The organism is Nostoc sp. DSM 114167 (assembly GCF_052692655.1).
Genome location: NZ_CP195116.1, coordinates 14,112 through 29,343 on the forward strand (window position 1 = coordinate 14,112; position 15,232 = coordinate 29,343).

General features: G+C 42.5%; 16 protein-coding genes, 1 tRNA gene, 2 pseudogenes and 1 other annotated feature. Of the genes and pseudogenes, 7 read left to right on the forward strand and 12 right to left on the reverse strand.

Features of this window, described 5'->3' with window-relative positions; all coding sequences use genetic code 11:
* Positions 1 to 10: 10 nt before the first annotated feature.
* The 4 genes and pseudogenes from NSTC731_RS00125 to NSTC731_RS00140 all read left to right on the forward strand — a co-directional run.
* A complete protein-coding gene (locus tag NSTC731_RS00125) occupies positions 11 to 421 on the forward strand; it encodes a hypothetical protein (protein ID WP_445629073.1) in 411 nt (136 codons plus the stop codon).
* Positions 421 to 612 carry a hypothetical protein gene (locus NSTC731_RS00130; RefSeq protein WP_445629074.1) on the forward strand — a complete coding sequence of 64 codons (192 nt, stop codon included), beginning with the start codon at positions 421 to 423 and terminating at the stop codon, positions 610 to 612. Before NSTC731_RS00125 ends, NSTC731_RS00130 begins: the two co-directional genes overlap by 1 nt.
* Positions 613 to 938: 326 nt before the next feature.
* Positions 939 to 2,146, forward strand: a pseudogene (locus NSTC731_RS00135) (IS110 family transposase).
* Positions 2,147 to 2,352: 206 nt separating this feature from the next.
* Positions 2,353 to 3,000, forward strand: a pseudogene (locus tag NSTC731_RS00140) (Rpn family recombination-promoting nuclease/putative transposase); the annotation flags it as partial.
* Between the two features lie 228 nt (positions 3,001 to 3,228).
* Here the strand turns inward: NSTC731_RS00140 and NSTC731_RS00145 are convergent.
* From NSTC731_RS00145 to NSTC731_RS00155, 3 genes are all read right to left on the reverse strand, one after another.
* The gene (locus NSTC731_RS00145; protein ID WP_322686256.1) at positions 3,229 to 3,474 is read right to left on the reverse strand and encodes a hypothetical protein; all 246 of its coding nucleotides are present in this window, start codon (positions 3,472 to 3,474) and stop codon (positions 3,229 to 3,231) included.
* A 368-nt stretch (positions 3,475 to 3,842) separates the two neighbouring features.
* Positions 3,843 to 4,397 carry a phosphate-starvation-inducible PsiE family protein gene (locus NSTC731_RS00150; RefSeq protein ID WP_322686257.1) on the reverse strand — a complete coding sequence of 185 codons (555 nt, stop codon included), beginning with the start codon at positions 4,395 to 4,397 and terminating at the stop codon, positions 3,843 to 3,845.
* An 81-nt stretch (positions 4,398 to 4,478) separates the two neighbouring features.
* Positions 4,479 to 5,399 (reverse strand): tetratricopeptide repeat protein, encoded by a 921-nt coding sequence (locus NSTC731_RS00155; RefSeq protein ID WP_445629075.1) that lies wholly within the window; start codon positions 5,397 to 5,399, stop codon positions 4,479 to 4,481.
* A gap of 409 nt (positions 5,400 to 5,808) precedes the next feature.
* Between NSTC731_RS00155 and NSTC731_RS00160 the strand changes: the two genes are divergently transcribed.
* Positions 5,809 to 7,857, forward strand: a complete 2,049-nt coding sequence (locus NSTC731_RS00160; protein ID WP_445629076.1) for an elongation factor G — start codon at positions 5,809 to 5,811, stop codon at positions 7,855 to 7,857.
* A gap of 342 nt (positions 7,858 to 8,199) precedes the next feature.
* Positions 8,200 to 9,096 (forward strand): SPFH domain-containing protein, encoded by an 897-nt coding sequence (locus NSTC731_RS00165; protein WP_445629077.1) that lies wholly within the window; start codon positions 8,200 to 8,202, stop codon positions 9,094 to 9,096.
* 223 nt (positions 9,097 to 9,319) lie between these two features.
* Here the strand turns inward: NSTC731_RS00165 and NSTC731_RS00170 are convergent, their stop codons facing one another.
* Positions 9,320 to 9,574, reverse strand: a complete 255-nt coding sequence (locus NSTC731_RS00170) for a hypothetical protein (RefSeq protein WP_445629078.1) — start codon at positions 9,572 to 9,574, stop codon at positions 9,320 to 9,322.
* A 404-nt stretch (positions 9,575 to 9,978) separates the two neighbouring features.
* Between NSTC731_RS00170 and NSTC731_RS00175 the strand changes: the two genes are divergently transcribed.
* The gene (locus NSTC731_RS00175) at positions 9,979 to 10,629 is read left to right on the forward strand and encodes a Uma2 family endonuclease (protein WP_445629079.1); all 651 of its coding nucleotides are present in this window, start codon (positions 9,979 to 9,981) and stop codon (positions 10,627 to 10,629) included.
* 262 nt (positions 10,630 to 10,891) lie between these two features.
* Here the strand turns inward: NSTC731_RS00175 and rplL are convergent, their stop codons facing one another.
* The 8 genes from rplL to rplS all read right to left on the reverse strand — a co-directional run bounded on the left by rplL (position 10,892) and on the right by rplS (position 15,170).
* Entirely contained in the window at positions 10,892 to 11,284 is a 393-nt protein-coding gene (rplL, locus tag NSTC731_RS00180; protein WP_445629080.1) for a 50S ribosomal protein L7/L12, read from the reverse strand.
* Positions 11,285 to 11,377: 93 nt separating this feature from the next.
* On the reverse strand, positions 11,378 to 11,962 hold the full coding sequence (gene rplJ / locus NSTC731_RS00185) for a 50S ribosomal protein L10 (RefSeq protein WP_445629081.1): 585 nt from the start codon (positions 11,960 to 11,962) through the stop codon (positions 11,378 to 11,380).
* Positions 11,963 to 12,025: 63 nt separating this feature from the next.
* Positions 12,026 to 12,192, reverse strand: a sequence feature (ribosomal protein L10 leader region).
* A 77-nt stretch (positions 12,193 to 12,269) separates the two neighbouring features.
* Positions 12,270 to 12,983: a 50S ribosomal protein L1 gene (gene rplA / locus NSTC731_RS00190; RefSeq protein ID WP_445629082.1), complete on the reverse strand. Its 714-nt coding sequence runs from the start codon at positions 12,981 to 12,983 to the stop codon at positions 12,270 to 12,272.
* Between the two features lie 116 nt (positions 12,984 to 13,099).
* The gene (gene rplK, locus NSTC731_RS00195; RefSeq protein WP_094348918.1) at positions 13,100 to 13,525 is read right to left on the reverse strand and encodes a 50S ribosomal protein L11; all 426 of its coding nucleotides are present in this window, start codon (positions 13,523 to 13,525) and stop codon (positions 13,100 to 13,102) included.
* A 6-nt stretch (positions 13,526 to 13,531) separates the two neighbouring features.
* A complete protein-coding gene (gene nusG, locus NSTC731_RS00200; protein WP_445629083.1) occupies positions 13,532 to 14,173 on the reverse strand; it encodes a transcription termination/antitermination protein NusG in 642 nt (213 codons plus the stop codon).
* Positions 14,173 to 14,394 (reverse strand): preprotein translocase subunit SecE, encoded by a 222-nt coding sequence (gene secE / locus NSTC731_RS00205; RefSeq protein WP_292734334.1) that lies wholly within the window; start codon positions 14,392 to 14,394, stop codon positions 14,173 to 14,175. Before secE ends, nusG begins: the two co-directional genes overlap by 1 nt.
* 188 nt (positions 14,395 to 14,582) lie before the next feature.
* A tRNA-Trp gene (locus tag NSTC731_RS00210) sits at positions 14,583 to 14,655 on the reverse strand.
* 152 nt (positions 14,656 to 14,807) lie between these two features.
* Positions 14,808 to 15,170: a 50S ribosomal protein L19 gene (gene rplS / locus NSTC731_RS00215; RefSeq protein ID WP_322671078.1), complete on the reverse strand. Its 363-nt coding sequence runs from the start codon at positions 15,168 to 15,170 to the stop codon at positions 14,808 to 14,810.
* Between the last annotated feature and the right edge of the window lie 62 nt (positions 15,171 to 15,232).

Here is a 15,232-nt window from a genome sequence, read left to right on the forward strand (position 1 = left end):
GCACACACTTATGAAAATTAAAACAATCCACGCACACTTTCTAATTTCAATTGGCAGCTACAGCAACGAGCGAATTGGTTTTTCAGTTGAATTAAATGAAGGAGAATCTATTGAGTCAATTGTAGAAGAGTTGCGAGAAAGAGCTAAAAGAATTGTCGGAAAAAAAGCCGAAGACCTTTACGATGAGAGGAGTAAAATTTGGCGCGAATGTACTGAATTAGAAAAGAAGCTAAATACATTACGCAAAGAATGGGATGCAACAGCCGAATTCTTAAAAGCTCAAGGTCTAAATCCTGCTGCTCCTTCAATGCCTCAATTCAGAAATTTGCTTACTGCTGTGACTGTAGAAAGTGAAGTTGTCACCGAAACCGAAGATGAAGAAGACGACAATTATGACGAAGATGATGAGGATTATATGTAATGACTAATAATATTACCCAACCAGATCCATCTTGGGATTACTACATTGAATGGCACAAACTACTTAGGGCTAAAGCTCAGTTAGAAAACTTAATTGAGTTTATTTCAAAATGTGAAAATGCCACAGAAGACACTCAAGAAATACTGCAACAAGATGCAGCGATAATTATCACCACTCTCGAAAGCCTATAACCGCCTGATGAATCGTAATTGCGATCGCGCTAACAGCGTGGGCTACTTTGTCCGGTAGCCGAAACGTGAGTTAATCTCACGTCGCGGACGGACTCCAAATCCGACGTACAGCACATACACACAACAGCTTAGGGCTTTTTTGTTGAATCAAGCTTTAATGGCTTTCTGAACTTCATAAGCTCGGCTGCTGTAACTGTGCTGTTCCCTCCCTATGTCGCCGCAGTTCGCGCTGCGGCATTGCCTTGAGAGTGAATTAGGCTGTTGTGGCCTTCGGGTGATTCGCAGGCATGGCATCAGGGTTAACAGAACCACCCAGGAGGAACTGAATGATTAAAATTTTGGGACTTGATGTTAGCAAGTCCTCAGTTTCAGCTTGTCTGCTCACGGATAAGCCCGAAGATCCACGTCAATTTTATTATGAATGTCCGTTTTTTTGCTTAAGCGCTAACGCCAAGGGTATTCAAGATTTACTCGCGCTCAAGCCGGACATCGCACTGCTAGAGCCAACTGGCAACAACTACAGCAAGCTTTGGGGCACTCACTTGGCCCGCGCCGGTGTAGAAGTGCGGCTAGTTGGTCACAAGGAGTTGAGAAATTATCGAGCTAATCACCTAGCGCTCCCAGATAAAGACGATGATGCCGATGCGTTGGCACTGGCTTGTTACTACTTTGATTACCAGAAAGACCCGCGGCGATTTGTGCAAATTCGCGATCGCGCCATTGTCAAAATTCGAGAACTAGTTTTGCGGCTGGCACATCTCAACCGCGTTCAGTCCCCGATCGTAAATCGTGCGCGTCAAGATTTAGCTTGGCAGTTTCCAGAGGTGGCACTGGTGCGATCGAAACGGGGTGAAGCAGGTCTTGCGCCTTTACTCTGGGGTTGGCTTGCTGGAGTTCGGAAAAGCAGCCGCTACGACCGCCTCTACTCTCAATCTGTCGGTTTGGGAATCACCCAAACAGTTCGAGAACACGCAAAACGTATCTGTGACCTCCAGCTTGAGGAACACGTCATCGAGACAGAGTTACGCCAATTGCTTACTGACTCTCGATTTGACCGTTACCGCGCAGTTTTCAAAAAGTTTGGATTTGGCGATCGCCTAACTGCGGTGATTATTTCCCAGATTTACCCCATTGAAGGATTCCTGGGTGCAGATGGTAAACCAGAAGTAAGAATACGCCAGGGGCGAAATTCTAAAAAACCAACCAAACGCCACCTTTCATTAAGGAGATTTCAGAAAGCTTTGGGAGTTGCTCCAAACCTAGAGGCATCCGGTGATAAGCGAAAAACCAAAGTTGTTGGTGGGTCGGATCTGTGTAGAAAATCGCTTTGGCAATGGGTTTATACCAGGATTGAGCCGAAGCGATATCGCGGCTTAAAAATGAGATTGGTAAAACTTTAGGCGAACAGTTAGACGCTGAAAAAGCATCTGGTCGTCCGGTGAAGCTTGTCAGGAATCGAGTTGCAGCTAAAGGGGCGCGGCTATTGTTTCGAGAACTGGTAAAAGTAAATATTGGGAGCCAAGTTGATGTTTAAATTTCGTGTTACTCGAAATGGCGCACTATACATTACTATTTTTCTTTTTCACTTAGAAAGCTTTCCTCTAAGGGATGACTTGCGCTTGTTTCGTCCCTATGGCTGGTTTTCTCTTGCGTGGGGTGATTTTACTCTTCTTGATCTTTATTAGTGTCCCCATTCTCCATTCCCCATTCCCCACAAATTACTAGAGTGAAGTTCAGTTTCAATTAGACGCAAATTTTTATAGACGCTTCTTTGCCGAAATCTTTCTTTACTTGCGTCAAAACGAATCAGTCAATTTTTGGCGTGCAGTTGTTATCTATCCGCAACGAAATTTAGATCCAAACGATCGGCTACCATATCAATTGCTGCTAGACAGTTCACAAGTGCAACGCATTTATCTAGATGAATTAGATACGAGGGAGAACTCACTTCAAGTTGCGATCGTTAAATTAATTATCGAAAGAGAAGAGACAGCTGTTGACAAAGGTAGAGAATTGATCTTACAAGCGAGGCAACAACTGGCAGATGAATCTACCAGCAAGCAAATTGTAGAATTGATAGAGACTATTCTGTTGTACAAATTTACCCGGTTAAGCCGAGAGGAGTTAGCAGAAATGTTGGGTATAGACGACGAATTCAAAAAAACGCGGATGTATCAATCAATCAAGGCAGATGGCTTAGAAGAAGGTCGCCAGGAAGGTCGCCAGGAAGGTCGCCAGGAAGGTCGCCAGGAAGGTCGCCAGGAAGGTCGCCAGGAAGCTAAGTTAGAAGCTATTCCCAGATTGTTGGCATTGGGATTGAGTGTAGAACAAGTGGCGGTGGCTCTCGATTTAACGGTGGCGCAAGTAGAGCAAGCAGCCCAAAATTAGTTTATCTTATAGTGGGCAGTGCTTGCCTCTAATTTAATCAGCAAGTGTGACGCCGATAGCGTACTCCTTTCCTGCGGAACGCTACGCGAACAAAGAAGCAAGCTACGCTTTTAGTGTCTCGTAGAGAGCGTCATAGCCTGTTTTAAACATCGCCTCTTTTGGTTTTAGCTAAACTAAACTAGAAGCGATGTCTACGACAGGCTTACGCCTACAAACTCAAAATCTGGGTTACATCTTACCGTGTTGCAGCACTTGTTGTAGATGTTGGCGAATCTCTTGTGCGTGTTCAATATCAGATTGCCGCAATTTTTGGAACAACTCTACACAAGGTTGAGAACCTACTTGTTCTGCATCTTTGATGTATGTATCGTAAGCTTTAACAGCTTCAGCCTTGTTGTGCAAAACGGTGATAAAATCATACTCCAAGTCGCTAATCGCTGTTTGAGATTGTCCGTTACCTGTATTTGTAGCCATTGCTTGAACCTCTTTTAGAATTTCTAATTAACGTTATATTCACCCTTAAAGAGCGATTCATCTTCCAAAAAGAGTATATTTCAATACGTCGGAAGTACCTTGCAAAAGTAGGTTATACCCTTTTAGATTTCAGAGCCATCCAAGTTCCTGATATAGTCTCAAACAAAAGAGTGGAGAGTAGGAAAATACTTTTTCACCACTCTCCACTCTTTTGTCCACCAAGTGAACTTGGCGGGGTAAAGGGTTTAAATCCCTTACCATGAATTCCCTTTCCCGTTTCCCCAGTCCTCACAAGCGCATTTTTGGGTTGACAGACTACTAGAGACACGATGAATCGCGTCTCTCCCACTCCCCATTTTCATAACAATTTATCCAAGCGGTTGATTCTCGTCACATTGACGTGAATACTGCAATTCCAACTCGTTTTGGCGTTCTCTACCTCCCCTATACACAACCGGGCAAAACTTAGTATTAGCACTCATACAATCCATGTGTGGTGTCTTAGCACATACCACGAGTAGTCCACCCAAAACAAATAACAAACCACAAATTGCAAGCGTATTAACCCAAGAAATTTCCAGCGCTCCGTGAACTACTACCTCTCGCAGTAGAGATACAATTGTTACCTCAACTGCCACTCCTACAGAGATACTATGTTCTTGCAAATAGACCATTAATAGTCGAAATAACTCGACTAAAATCAACACAAATAGTATTTTTGCAGTCACATGTTTATAGTCTAGTGGCTGCATGAGGGCGATAGCTATCCCCCACAATTGGATTAGCATGACGGCGAACAAACCCAAACACAAAACAATCACAATTAAGTCTTGAAAGGCTTCCATGTTGCGAACAATTGATTGCCGATCGAGCCAGCGATCGCTAAATAAAAATCGACTTTTCTGGCGCTTTTGCATATACATTTTTCCAATCGGGACAAGTTCAGACAACACCAGCGAGTCAACCCAATAGTTTTATGTTATGCAATATTAAGTTTTTGTGCCTCAGCGAGGTTGGTAATTTAAATTTTGTGCTTGTTGTAACAATTGCTCGGCATTTTTCGCCCATTGGGGATTTTTTTGAGCATTGTATAAATCTCTAGCAAATTGCAATACTTGTACTGCATCGCCATATTGCTGTAACTGGATAAAAACTAACCCAGCACCATAATAAGCGTTGGGATAGTTAGAGTTAGCTACGGCTGATTTTCTAAAAGCCTCTAATGCCTCTTGTAATTTACGTTGTTGAAAAAAAATTGAACCGAGATTGTAGTAAGCTTCTGGATACTTGGAATTAATTTTTAATGCCTGATAGAATGCACTTCTGGCTTGATCTAGTTTACCTTGTTGAAGATAACACATCCCTATATGGTAAGGAGGTTCTGGTGCATTTTTGCTATATTCTACGGCTTTTTTAAAAGATGCGATCGCTCGTTCGCAATCTCCTTGCTGTTCTCGTACTAACCCCAAGTTATAGTGGGCAAATCCGAGTTTGGGATCGAGTTCTAAGGCGTGTTGCAAATAATCGTTAGCTAACTTTAAATTATTGCCTTCTAACAACGCTCCGCCTAAATTAGCAAAAGCTGGAGCAAATTTCGGATCGGCTTGTGTTGCTCGATAAAATGCATCCGCAGAGGGTTGTAATTGTCCCGTTTGTCGATACGCTAACCCCAGATTATAGTGCGCTGGTGCCAATGCCGGATCTAATTTAGCTGCTTGTTTAAAAGCTGCGATCGCATCTTGTACCTTTCCCGCCTGAATTGCTTGTAAGCCTTGGTTTAACCAGTCTACGGCAGTTTTAGGATTAGATTGTGCCAACTTTGAGGCGACAGGAGGAGATAGAGCAAGAGAGGGAGAGGAAATACTCATAATCAGCATCAAACTTACTAACCCTGCTATGCGATATTTAAAGAATGATAATCTCATTGATTTTCTGACTCGCAACACTTTTAGTTAAATTTACTTGATAAAAAGTTTTTTACAAAAGTTTTTGATTTGGGATAAAAATTTGCGATCCTTAATTTTTCTTAAGCTAAATCTTACGACAGGCTACAATTTTTTTAACTTTCGATTAAAGGGAGGATAATAACGAATTAAAGAAGGGATAATTTTGACTCCAGAGAACCATTTTGTTCAAATAGAATTCAGGAGTCAGGAGCCAGAATTCAGTTGGAATTCTGTACGACTGGCAAAGAAATAAATCGGTTTAAGACGCTTGCGGACTTGCTACTGTCAAGATTTATGAATCCTGAATTCAGAATAGCTGGATTCTTCTTTAACCCTTGATATATACAGAATCATGCGGTTATAAAAAACTTACCGCAAGGGAGGTTTTATGAACGAAAAAGTAAAATCGGGTTCGCGGAACGTTGCAATTGTCGGGCCTTATTTAAGTGGAAAAACCACTTTACTAGAAAGCTTGTTATTTGTCACAGGGGCAATTTCCCGCAAAGGCAGTGTTAAGGACAGCAATACAGTGGGAGATAGTGCAGCCGAGTCGCGCGATCGCCACATGAGTGTAGAAGTCAGCGCCGCTAGCACTGAGTATAACGGCATTCGCTTCACTTTTCTTGACTGTCCGGGGAGTATAGAATTTGCTCAAGAAACGTACAACGCTTTAATCGGAGTCGATGCAGCAATTGTAGTTTGCGAACCCATCCGCGAACGAGTCCTCACCCTTGCCCCTCTATTTAAATTCCTGGACGATTGGGAAATTCCCCACCTCGTCTTTGTCAACAAAATGGATCGGGCAAATATTCACGTCCTAGAAACGTTGCACGCCCTGAAAGCAGTATCTAGCCGTCCCCTGGTAGCGCATCAATATCCCATCATGAACGGGGAACAACTCACCGGTTTTATTGATATGGTGAGCGAACAGGCATATAAATATCATCCAGGCGCACCAGCTGACCCCATCCCCTTCCCCGAAAGTTTAAAAGAAGAAGAACATATCGCACGGGCAGAAATGCTCGAAGCTTTAACAAATTTTGACGACCATTTACTCGAAGAACTTTTAGAAGACATCGAACCACCCCAAGAGGAAATCCTCAAAGATTTAAAAATGGAATTAGGGGCAGATTTAGTAGTGCCCGTTTTCTTTGGTGTAGCAGAACAAGATTATGGTGTTAGACCTCTATTAGAAGCCTTGTTACGAGAAGCCCCCGAACCTGAAACTACAGCAGAACGTCGTTTAAAAAACATCAAAGGTGATACAGCTTTAGCGCAGGTATTAAAAACTTACTACACTCCCCAAGGTGGCAAACTCTCTCTGGTGCGTGTTTGGCGCGGCAAATTAACTGATGGCATCGTCCTCAATGGCATTCGCACTGGTGGAATTTACCGCCTCATGGGACAGCAACAGCAGTCAGTTAACCAAGTTAGTGCTGGTGAAATTGTTGCATTGAGCCGTTTAGAAGGAATCAAGACGGGCGATACAATCTCTATAGAACAGCAGTCGGTAATAAAATTACCCAAAGCTGTAGAGTTGGAACCAGTGTATGCCCTCGCCATTACACCAGAAAAGCGCAACGATGAAGTCAAACTCAGCAGTGCCATCACCAAGTTGTTAGAAGAAGACTGCTCACTTGCTTGGGAACAACACGGCGATACCCACGAAGTTATCTTGTGGGGTCAAGGCGAAATTCATTTACAAGTCGCCCTAGACAGACTGCGCCGCAAATATAATTTGCCAATGACAACCCACTTACCACAAGTGCCTTACAAAGAAACCATCCGCAAAACAGTGGCTTCAGTTCATGGGCGCTACAAACACCAAAGCGGTGGTCACGGACAGTTTGGTGACGTTTTTCTCGAAATCAAGCCCCTACCACGCGGAACAGGTTTTAACTTTAATGAAACTATTGTCGGTGGCGTGGTTCCTAAACAGTACATTCCTGGCGTAGAAATGGGCGTGCGGGAATTTTTGACACACGGGCCTTTAGGCTTCCCAATAGTGGATGTGGCGGTAACTCTGACTAATGGTTCGTATCACAACGTTGATAGTTCCGAACAAGCATTTAAGCAAGCTGCCCGATTGGCAATGCAAACGGGGATACCCCAAGCAGAACCTACCTTGTTAGAACCGATTTTGCGGGTAGATGTTACCACACCGAGCGAATTTACCTCCAAAGTGCTGCAACTGTTGAGTGGTAGACGGGGGCAAATTTTAGGCTATGAAGGCAGAAACGATTGGCAAGGCTGGGATAATGTCTCTGCATACTTACCACAAGCAGAGATGCAGAATTTTATTGTAGAGCTGCGATCGCTCACTCTCGGCGTTGGTTCCTTCCACTGGGAATACGACCATCTCCAGGAAGTACCAGAAAAGCTTGCTGAACGTGTCATTCACAGCAATGGCAATGGTAGTAACGGCAACGGCAAGTAATACCAATTTGAAAAAGTAATGCGACAAATAGACCATTTGTAGAGACGCGATGCATCGCAATTTGTAGAGACGCGATTCATCGCGTCTTTACCCAAGGATGTGTTGCAAATTGAATTGGTATAATTTTTGATTTTGAATTAATTGTAGAGTAGCGCAGGCAATGCCTGCCGCCGGCATCGCTCCAAAGCTAAGATTCCTGACTTCTGAGAAAAGTCGGGAATCTTTTTTAATCTGTAAAAAGATTTGTAAACCTCTAACTTGTCTGAAATGATATGAATTTCATAAAAGCGTTTGGGAATTATGTGATTAAGCAAATTCGTCTTAACTACACACAAAAAACTCATGGGTTTTATAGTCTCTCTTGTAACTAGCCTAATTGCAATTCTCGTTTATCTCAATACAGATAAGATATCTAGTGAAAGGTCGCGTTTAGCAATACGTGGAATTATGATATTGATTGGCAGTATTGCAGTACTGAATTCTTTGTCTAGGCTTTTGGTGATTGTCCCACCTGGTAATGTCGGTGTCGTCAATTTCTTTGGTGAGGTTTCCGAAACTACTCTTAATCCTGGTGTCCACTTGCTTAACCCCTTTAGCAAGGTGCTGAATTTTTCTACTCGCCTTAAGGATATAAAGGAAAATGTCGATGCAACATCCCAAGAAGGTTTGAGCCTAAATCTTGATGTCAGTCTTCAGTACAAGCTCGATCCGCAAAAGGCAGCTACAGTATATAAAACAATTGGAACTGATGAAACTCAACTGGTAATTTCCAGATTCCGCTCTACAGTCCGCGCCATCACGGCAAATTACCCAGCCAATGCTATTTACTCTACCAAACGCCAAGAAATCGCCCAAAAAATTGACCAACAACTTACCCAAGAGATACCAGCTTTGGGTTTCATCGTTGAGGAAGCTCTTTTACGAAACATCAAAATGCCTGATACTCTACAAGCTGCAATTCAAAATAAACTCAAGACAGAGCAAGAAAATCAGCAGATGAAATTTGTTTTAGAGAAAGAGCGTCAAGAGGCAGAACGAAAGCTGATTGAAGCGCGAGGTATAGCTGATTCCCAAAAAATTCTCTCAAATGGACTTAGCAACCAAGTGCTGCAATTACGAGCGATTGAAGCCACAGAAAAGCTAGCTCAATCTAATAATTCTAAGCTGGTAATTATTGGTTCTGAAAAAGGCGCAGTGCCTATTATGATCCAGCCAGAAACAGGAACCTCAAAGCCCTAAAATTTTCTGATCGGGTCAATGGCTTGACATAATTTTAATTGTATGAATTATACACTATACATTATTTGCAACGTTCACTCTTGGCGTTGGTTCTTTCCACCGAAAATATGACCATCTCTAGTGTGTCGGAAAAGGTTGCTGAACGAGTTATTCATAGAAGGGGCAGGTAATTTTAGATTGATTTCAAATCAAAGCCATGCACTTAAAGGTGCAAGGCTTTTTGTTAATTAATATTTAATAGGTTTTGAACGTGCTGTTGAAACGTTAATCCTTCTATATTCCACCGTTCTTGGAATCCTTGTATATTTTTCAACTTTATTGCTTTTCCATTGGGAGGGAAATTAATATCATAACCAAATACTGTATTCTTATCTGGAGGATGATCCCAATTATCCGTCATCCAAACTACTTGGACAATCCGATAAATATTAAATTCATCTCCAGCATTTTTGTCAGGATAAAGTTGATTGTTCAGCATTTGAACAATGTGGGTTACTTTGCTACGTTGTCTTAAAATTATCAGTTCACCTTCTTGTGGGGTTTTAGCATTTAGTTCGTCTCTCTTTTCTAAATTTCTCCAATGTAAAGCAAAAATATTTAAGTCTGGATATATAGTATCTATGTTTTTATAAGCCCAAATTTCACCATCTATAGGTGTTACGTTTTTAGTCCAAATTAACCCATTTAAATCTATAACTATTTCTCAACCTTGTTCTAATAGAGAAGCTACAGTTATAGCTTTCCCTAAAATATCACTAAAGTCACAAAACTTCGTTTTTGCACATATCAGAAATAAAAGATTTGATGTTTCAAGATTATTTTTTGCTAGGATAGTTACATCTTGGCTTTTACAATCTAAACCTGAAATTTGAATGGGAAGTAATGGTAACACTTCAATTGCGACAATTAAGTGTTCCGCCGGGACATAGAGTAATACTCCACGATGTTAGCTGGCAAGAATTTGAGGCAATTTTAGAAGAACTTGGCGACCATCGAGCCACTCGATTGGCTTACAGCCAGGGAACTTTGGAGATGAGAATGCCATTACCCAAGCATGAAAAAGCCAAAGTTATCATTGGGGATTTGGTGAAAATTCTGTTGGAAGAGTTAGAAATTGACTGTGAAACATTTGGCTCAACCACTTTCAAACGTGAAGATATGGCTTTTGTTGTAGAGCCTGATGATTCTTTCTACATTCAAAATCATGCTCAAATGATTGGTAAAGAGCGAATAGACTTGAGGGTTGACCCGCCACCTGACCTTGCAATTGAAGTTGATGTGACTTCCAAAACTCAACTGGATGCCTACGAAGCATTAGGAGTTCCTGAACTGTGGCGATATGAAAATGGCAAGCTACAAATTAATATTCTTCAGGATGGCAAATACATTGAGTCTGAAATTAGTTCTAATTTTCCCAACTTGCCCATTGTTAAAGAAATTCCCCAGTTTGTCGAACAGAGCCGAACTTTAGGTAGAAGTCCAACGCTTAAAGCATTTCGTCAATGGGTAAGAAAGCAAATCAACCCAACTTAATATAACCCTTATTCTTTTTACAACAAATGAGCGTTCTAATACTTAATAGTATTTTTATATGCCAATACAGTTCAGTTAAGCATCTCTTTCTTCTCTCTGCGTACTCTGCGCCTTGGCGGTTCGTTAAAAAATTGACTTTGGTAACAGACTTTTAGCCTTAACTGAACCGTATTGTTTTATATGCAACAGAAAACTTTGCGGTTCTAGAAAAAAAGGAGCCTAACTTAGGCTCCTTAATAAAAAAGTGGTAATAGAATTGTGACTACTTGATAGTTACCTTACCACCAGCTTCTTCGATGCGCTTCTTAGCATCTTCAGCAGCATCCTTAGCAACACCTTCTTTAACTGCCTTGGGCGCAGCTTCCACCAAGTCTTTAGCTTCTTTCAGACCCAAACCGGTCAATTCGCGGACAATCTTCAACACGGCAATCTTCTTATCAGCTGGGACTGATTCGAGAACCACTTCAAACTCAGTTTGCTCTTCTACGGCTTCAGGAGCCGCAGCAGCAGCAGCACCAGGGCCTGCGAACGATACACCAACAGGTGCAGCAGCACTTACACCAAAAGCTTCTTCAATTTGCTTGACTAACTCAGAAGCTTCCAGCAAAGAAAGACCTTTTAGTTGTTCTAAAATTTGATCGGTTGCAGCAGACATTGATATAACTCCTGTAATTTTGATTATTTATTTGTCATCGGTCATTGGTCTTTAACTATAGACTTTTGACTTTTGACTGATGAACCACAAAGTCTATTCAGCAGCAGTTTCAGTGCCACTATCTTGGACAGCAGCGGTTTCGGCGCTACCACCACTTTGCTCTTGGTCGGCCACAGCCTGCAAAGCACGAGCCAGCGAACCAGGAACTTCGTTGATACCCACAGCAATCTTGGTAGCCAAAGCGTTGATAGCCCCAGCAATTTGGGCGATGAGTTGTTCCTTAGATGGCAAGTCTCCTAATACCTTGACATCAGGTTCTTTGAGTAGGCGACCTTCCAGTACACCACCGCGAAGTTCTGTCTTCTTGGTGACTTTTTGGAATTCTTGGTATGCCTTAATTGCCGATGAAAAATCATCTTTTACCAGCAAAAAGGCGGAAGAACCATTAAGCAATTCTGACAAAGGCTGCCATTTTTCATCGTCTTTGATAGCAATGCCCATTAAGGTGTTCTTTGTCACCTTACAAACAGTGCCACTGGGACGTAACCGCCGCCGTAAGTCTGTGATTTCCGAAACTGTTAGCCCCTGATAATCAATTACCAGTGCCAGAGTTGACGCACTCAAAGTTTCTTTGAGGTCAGCTACTATTTCTTGTTTATTTTCTAGTGTTCTACCCATTCCAATCTCACCTCCTTAAAACAATCGGGGAAGTGCCCTAGTTGTGTGTTTTTTCTCAACCTGAACCCAAACAACAAACCCCAGCTAATATAGCCGGGGTTGGTAGTAAGACTCTTGACGCCATAGTTATCACACCTTTGTGGGTGGTAATTCTGACAATTAGAGTTTTAACCTCGGCAGGATATTAAGTTATTAGCACCTGCTGTCTCCGGCTTTGCCTATTTAATTTAGTCATTTGTCATTCGTCCTTTGTTCTTTGCCCTTTGCCTTTACAAATGACAAATGACTAAGAACTAATGACTAAAAATTAAGCTGCTTGGCTCAGTTTCAAATCTCGTAGGGCACTGATATCAACTTTAATTGATGGCCCCATTGTGGCTGACACATAAAATGTGCGCCAATAACGACCTTTAGCTCCTGAAGGACGATTGCGGTCAATCGTTTCCTGCAATGCCTTTAGGTTAACTAACAAATCTTCAGGCGAGAAGGTTGTCTTACCAAACATAACATGGACAATACCAGTTCGGTCAGCTCGGAATTCTAATTTACCTGCTTTGAATTCTGCGATCGCACTTGCTAAGTCAAATGTTACAGTTCCACCCTTGGGCGATGGCATCAAACCACGCGGTCCAAGCAACTTACCCAGCTTTGCCACCTGTGGCATCACATCGGGTGTGGCAATCAGCTTGTCAAAATCCAGTCTACCTTTCTGGATTTCGTCAATCAGTTCTTCTGAACCAACTAAATCAGCACCAGCACTGCTAGCTTCATTTACCTTTTCGCCTCTGGCTATCACCGCCACCCGAACGATTTGTCCTGTACCTTTGGGCAGTGCTACCGTTGTCCGCAACTGTTGGTCTGTATACTTGGGGTCAATTCCCAACCGGATATGCGCTTCCGCAGCTTCGGTAAATTTAGCTGTTGCTGTGTCTTTAAGAAGGGCTAAAGCCTCTAGGGGTTGATAGTCCTTATCTTCTACTTTTGCTTGCAGACCCTGCAAACGACGTGATATTTTTGCCATTTTTTTCTCCTGGGGTAATTCCGAAGCCTCGCCTCTCCCCCGATAATTTTTGGTTATTTGTCCTTTGTCATTTGTCCTTCGTCACTTACCAATGACTAATGACCAATGACTAATGACTAATCCGTAACTGTTACACCCATATTTTTAGCCGTTCCTGCTACAATCTTCATTGCCGCGTCTATGTCGTTGGCATTGAGGTCAGGGAGTTTGGTTTGGGCTATTTCTTGCAATTGTGCTTTGGTAATTGACCCAACTTTCTTTTTGTTGGGTTCATTTGAGCCTTTTTCAACTTTCGCCGCCTTCCGAATCAGTACTGATGCGGGTGGCGTTTTGAGTACGAATGTAAAACTCCGGTCTTCAAAAACCGAAATTTCTACAGGTATCACCATTCCAGCTTGGTCTGCTGTTTTGGCGTTGTACTCTTTACAAAACATCATGATGTTGACACCATGTTGACCCAAGGCGGGACCAACTGGCGGTGCTGGGTTGGCTTTTCCAGCATTCAGGGCCAGTTTAATGACCGCCACTACTTTCTTCGCCATTTGTATTTAACTCTGTTTCTCTACCTGATTAAATTCCAATTCTACTGGTGTATCCCTGCCGAAAATTGAGAGCAAGGCTTTAAGTTTACTCCGTTCTGGAGAGACTTCAATCACCTCACCTTCAAAGTCTTTAAATGGACCAGAAAGCACCATTATCTTATCACCAGTAGCCATGTCAATTTTGACAACAGCTTCTTGTTCGCTGGTTTGTTTGAATATACGTTCAACTTCTGAAGAACTCAGTGGTATGGGGTTGACATGACCGCGACCCTTGCTGCTACCACGTTTTTGTTCTGAACCGACAAAGTTAATTACATGAGAGGTGTTGCGTACCACCTGCCAAGTATCATCATCCATCATCATCCGCACCAGCACATAACCAGGGAAAACTTTTTCTTCTGTATGCTGGCGACTGCCATCTTTACGGATTTTCACCGCTGGCGTCTGCGGAATTTCTACCTGGATAATTTTGTCAGCTACATCAAAAGTTTGAATGCGTTGCTCTAAGTTAGTCTTTACACGCTTTTCACAGCCTGAAGCTACTTGTACTGCATACCAGCGTGCTTCTTTTGATGCTGCTTCTGCTGCTTCTGCTGTTTCTTCTGACTGCAACGTTGAGTTGCGTGGTTCATCTGTTGCAAAACTCATTAGAACACCTGTTTTGCTGCCCAATGAAACAATCCATCGACCAAGTATATCAAAGATGCGGAGAGTGCCACCATTAACAATACAGCGGCGGATTCGCTCACTATCTGTTTCCGACTGGGCCAAACTACTTTTTCAAGTTCTTCTTTGGTTCCCTGGATGAAGTTGCCAAAGCTAAACCCATTTGTGGTTTCTGGCAATTCTGCTTCACTTTTTTTGGCCACGACCGTTTATCCCCCGTTTCTTATACTAGATCCTGTTTAATTGTCATCTAGGTTTGCAGTTTCGACTCTATTTTACTTACTGGAAGCAAAACAACTGCAAATACAATAAGTTTACCCGAAATTATTAGCGCTAACTGCTATATTAGCAGCTGCGTAATTATTTCGGGCTTTGTTTTTTTGCTCTTGAGCGCGCCCTGGAGGACTTGAACCCCCGACATCAGGTTTTGGAGACCTGCGTTCTACCAACTGAACTAAGAGCGCACAAGCTGTTTTTGATTCAGTGATTGCGCTGAACTAAATTTCAGTTTAACGCAATATGCGATTTATATCATACCTTAATTTTGCCCTTAAAACAAGTCAGCGGCAGATGCCGCTTGCAGCTTGAGATTTCTCCCATACTTTTCAAGGACGAATCACAAAGGGCGGTCAAACCGTTGCTTGATTCGGGTTGCTTTACCTACGCGATCGCGGAGATAATACAGTTTAGCACGTCGGACTTTACCGCGACGTAACACTTTAATGCTGTCAATTCGGGGAGAATGCAACAGAAATACCCGCTCAACGCCCACGCCTTGAAAAACCTTACGAACTGTAATAGTTTCGTTGATGCCGCCATTGCGCTTGGCAATCACAACTCCCTCGTAGGGTTGCACGCGGTATTTTTCGCCTTCCTTGATTTTCACTCCCACTTTTACAGTGTCACCCACATAAATGTCGGGCACATTCGATTTTATCTGTTCCGCTTCAATGGAGCGGATAATCTCTTGAGCGTTCATAGTCTTTCTGTCTGCTTAAAAAAACTCACGATCATCAATGATAAATCGATAATCCTATTTCA

Bases quoted from the DNA above. Each gene is read 5' to 3' on its own strand.
- NSTC731_RS00125 (WP_445629073.1), top strand. From the start codon at position 11: ATGAAAATTAAAACAATCCACGCACACTTTCTAATTTCAATTGGCAGC.
- NSTC731_RS00130 (WP_445629074.1), top strand. From the start codon at position 421: ATGACTAATAATATTACCCAACCAGATCCATCTTGGGATTACTACATT.
- NSTC731_RS00145 (WP_322686256.1), bottom strand. From the start codon at position 3,474: ATGGCTACAAATACAGGTAACGGACAATCTCAAACAGCGATTAGCGAC.
- NSTC731_RS00150 (WP_322686257.1), bottom strand. From the start codon at position 4,397: ATGTATATGCAAAAGCGCCAGAAAAGTCGATTTTTATTTAGCGATCGC.
- NSTC731_RS00155 (WP_445629075.1), bottom strand. From the start codon at position 5,399: ATGAGATTATCATTCTTTAAATATCGCATAGCAGGGTTAGTAAGTTTG.
- NSTC731_RS00160 (WP_445629076.1), top strand. From the start codon at position 5,809: ATGAACGAAAAAGTAAAATCGGGTTCGCGGAACGTTGCAATTGTCGGG.
- NSTC731_RS00165 (WP_445629077.1), top strand. From the start codon at position 8,200: ATGGGTTTTATAGTCTCTCTTGTAACTAGCCTAATTGCAATTCTCGTT.
- NSTC731_RS00170 (WP_445629078.1), bottom strand. From the start codon at position 9,574: ATGCTGAACAATCAACTTTATCCTGACAAAAATGCTGGAGATGAATTT.
- NSTC731_RS00175 (WP_445629079.1), top strand. From the start codon at position 9,979: ATGGTAACACTTCAATTGCGACAATTAAGTGTTCCGCCGGGACATAGA.
- rplL (WP_445629080.1), bottom strand. From the start codon at position 11,284: ATGTCTGCTGCAACCGATCAAATTTTAGAACAACTAAAAGGTCTTTCT.
- rplJ (WP_445629081.1), bottom strand. From the start codon at position 11,962: ATGGGTAGAACACTAGAAAATAAACAAGAAATAGTAGCTGACCTCAAA.
- rplA (WP_445629082.1), bottom strand. From the start codon at position 12,983: ATGGCAAAAATATCACGTCGTTTGCAGGGTCTGCAAGCAAAAGTAGAA.
- rplK (WP_094348918.1), bottom strand. From the start codon at position 13,525: ATGGCGAAGAAAGTAGTGGCGGTCATTAAACTGGCCCTGAATGCTGGA.
- nusG (WP_445629083.1), bottom strand. From the start codon at position 14,173: ATGAGTTTTGCAACAGATGAACCACGCAACTCAACGTTGCAGTCAGAA.
- rplS (WP_322671078.1), bottom strand. From the start codon at position 15,170: ATGAACGCTCAAGAGATTATCCGCTCCATTGAAGCGGAACAGATAAAA.